3 protein-coding genes are annotated in these 3274 nt (G+C 72.5%); all 3 read right to left on the minus strand.

Annotated elements, in window-relative coordinates:
• Window positions 1-204 precede the first annotated feature (204 nt).
• Window positions 205-1626: a cell wall metabolism sensor histidine kinase WalK gene (locus tag GWI24_RS42440; protein WP_210951353.1), complete on the minus strand. Its 1422-nt coding sequence runs from the start codon at window positions 1624-1626 to the stop codon at window positions 205-207.
• Window positions 1623-2363 (minus strand): response regulator transcription factor, encoded by a 741-nt coding sequence (locus GWI24_RS42445; protein ID WP_210951354.1) that lies wholly within the window; start codon window positions 2361-2363, stop codon window positions 1623-1625. The genes GWI24_RS42440 and GWI24_RS42445 overlap by 4 nt, the downstream gene beginning before the upstream one ends.
• A gap of 87 nt (window positions 2364-2450) precedes the next feature.
• Window positions 2451-3274 (minus strand): S1C family serine protease (locus GWI24_RS42450; protein ID WP_210951355.1); only part of this gene is annotated, 824 nt, incomplete at its 5' end.

Here is a 3274-nt window from a genome sequence, read left to right on the forward strand (position 1 = left end):
CGTGCCGGGGCTCCGCCCCGGATCCGTGCCGGGGCTCCGCCCCAGACCTCGGGGTCCAGGGGCGGAGCCCCTGGGAACGGGAAGGGGCAGGGAGGGGAAAGACCCGCCGGACCTCGCTGACCAAGCCGGGCGGGACCGGGCTGAGCCGGAGCGGCGCCGGACCGGACCAGAGGCGAACCGGGCCCGGGCCGGACGAGGCCGGGGTCAGCCCAAGGCGATCTCCGGCGGAGCCGTCGGCGCGCCCGGGAGCCTGAGCCAGGCGACCGTGCCGCCGCCCGGGGCCGGTTCCAGCCCCACCTGGCCGCCCGACTGCTGGACCGTACGGGCCACGATCGACAGGCCGAGGCCCGAGCCGGGCATGCTGCGGGCGGACGGGGAGCGCCAGAAGCGCTCGAAGACATGCGGCAGTTCCTCGGCGGGGATGCCGGGGCCATGGTCCCGCACCCGTACCTCTCCGCTTCTGAGGACGACGTCGATCACACCACCCGAAGGGCTGAACTTCACGGCGTTGTCCAGCAGATTGACCAGCGCCCGCTCCAGGGCGATCGCCTCACCGCGGACGTACCAGGGCTCGATCGAGGCGTTGATCGTGAGATGGGCGCCGCGCAGCCGGGCCCGCTCCAGGGCCGTCCGCGCCACCTCGTGCAGGGCGACCACCTGTGGGGGCCCGCTGCCGGGCACGGCGTCGGGGCGGGACAGCTCCTGAAGATCGCCGATCAGCGCCGCCAGCTCGGTCATCTGCGCCTTGACGCTCCCCATGAGCGCCTTACGGTCGGCGGGCGGCAGCGCGCGCCCGGTCTCCTCGCTGCGCGCGAGCAGCTCGATATTGGTCCGCAGCGAGGTGAGCGGGGTGCGCAGCTCATGCCCGGCGTCCGCGATCAGCTGCTGCTGACGGTCGCGGGAGGAGGCGAGGGCCGCCGTCATGGAGTTGAACGACCGGGACAGCCGGGCGATCTCGTCATCGCCCTCCGTCGGGATGCGCACGGCCAGGTCCTCCGTACGGGCCACATGCTCGACCGCCTCGGTCAGCCGGTCCACGGGCTTGAGCCCGGTCCTGGCGATCCACAGGCCCGCCGCTCCCGCGCCCACGACGCCGACCCCGGCGACGAGGGCGAGGACCAGCGCGAGCGTGCCCAGCGGATGCTCGACCTCGCTCAGCGGGCGGGCCATGGAGACGGCGATCCCGCGCGGCAGCGGGCTGCCGGGGCCGGCGGCCGGCCGGTAGGTGAACACCCGCATGTCCTCGCCGCCCGCGCCCGTCGCGTCATGCAGCGCGCTAGGCCGCTCCCCGACGGCCACGGCCACATCGGCGGTGGTCACCGGCAGCTTGGTCGCCCCGGGCTGGGTGCAGCGGCTCCCGTCGGCCAGCACGATCTGCACGGAGTACGAGCCGAGGGCGTGCGGGGTGCGGTCGTCGGCGCCCTCGGGGCTCTGGCACGCCTCCAGGATGCTCAGCACATTGCGCTCGTCCACCGTGACGTTGCGCAGGGACGAGTCGAGTTGGGCGCTGAGCTGCTCCCGGACGATCAGCCAGGACGCGAACGCGGACACCGCCACCGCGACCGCGACCGCCACGGCGGTCAGCAGGGCCAGCCGCGAGCGCAGCGGCAGTCTGCGGAACCTCACGAGGGCTCGCCCTCCGCGGGCCGCAGGACGTACCCCACCCCGCGCACGGTGTGCACGAGCCGCGGCTCACCGCCCGCCTCCGTCTTACGGCGCAGATACATCACGTACACGTCCAGCGAGTTGGACGACGGCTCGAAGTCGAAGCCCCACACCGCCTTAAGGATCTGCTCACGGGTGAGCACCTGGCGCGGATGGGCCAGGAACATCTCCAGCAGGGTGAACTCGGTCCGGGTCAGCTCCACGCGGCGCGCGCCCCGGACGACCTCGCGGGTCGTCAGGTCCATCCGCAGATCGCCGAAGGCCAGTACGTCCCCCTCGGGCAGCGCCGCGCCCTGCCGGCCCGCGTAGGAGCTGCGGCGCAGCAGGGCACGGATGCGGGCCAGCAGTTCGTCCAGTTCGAAGGGTTTGACGAGGTAGTCGTCGGCGCCCGCGTCGAGTCCGGTGACCCGGTCGCCGACCGTGTCCCGCGCGGTGAGCATGAGGATCGGCAGCGTCACCCCGGTGGCGCGCAGCCGCCGCGCGGCGGTCAGCCCGTCCATCCGGGGCATCAGCACATCGAGCACGATCAGCTCGGGGTCGTAGGAGCCGACCTTGCCCAGCGCGTCCAGTCCGTCCACGGCGGTCTCGGTCGCGTAGCCCTCGAAGACGAGGCTGCGCTGCAGGGCTTCCCGGACGGCCGGCTCGTCGTCGACGATCAGGATGCGGGCCGGCTGATCGCCGTGGTCGGCGGAGCTCATGGGTCGGTTTCCTCAAAGCGGGTGACGGTGGGGCGGGGAGGTGGCCGCGGAGGGCTGTGCGGCGCTGCTGCCAGCCTCGCACGTCCATCAGGTGTTGCTGTCACTTCCGCCCGCGCGCAGGGAGGCGAGATCGGACTTGACGGTGTTGACCGGGATCGAGAAGCCGAGGCCGACGCTGCCCGCGCTGCCGGAGCTCTGGCCCGAGGCCGCGGAGTACATCGCGGAGTTGATGCCGATGACCTGACCGCTCATGTTGATCAGCGCGCCCCCGGAGTTGCCGGGGTTGAGCGAGGCGTCGGTCTGGATGGCCTTGTAGGTGGTGGTCGAGGAGCCGACGTCGCCGTTGTACCGGCCGCCGCCGAACTCGAACGGCCACTGCCCGCCGCCGCCCGGCCCCTGACCGTCCTGGCCCTGGCCCTGGTCCGTGGAGACGGTCACGTCACGGTCGAGCGCGGAGACGATGCCACTGGTGACGGTGCCGGTAAGGCCCTCCGGCGAGCCGATGGCCACCACCTGGTCGCCCACCGTGACCTTGCTGGAGTCGCCGAGGGACGCGGCCTTCAGCCCGCTCGCGCCCTCCACCTTGATCAGGGCGAGGTCCTTCTTGCTGTCGGTGCCGACGACCGTCGCGGTCTTCTTGCTGCCGTCGCTGAAGGTGACCTTGATCGCGTCGGCGCCGGAGACCACGTGGTTGTTGGTGATGATCTCGCCGCCGCTGGTGATGACCACGCCGGAGCCGGTGGACTGACCGCTGGTGCCGCTGGCGCTGACCTCCACGATGCTGGGACTGACGGCCGCCGCGACGGCCGAAACCCCGCTGTGGCTGGTGGAATTGGCGTTGACCACGGGAGTGGAGATCGTGGTGTCGGACTTCTGGGTGGCGTTGGTGACCAGCGCGGCCGCCCCGCCGC

Source organism: Streptomyces sp. MK37H, assembly GCF_018035285.1.
GTDB classification, from domain to species: Bacteria; Actinomycetota; Actinomycetes; order Streptomycetales; family Streptomycetaceae; genus Streptomyces; species Streptomyces endocoffeicus.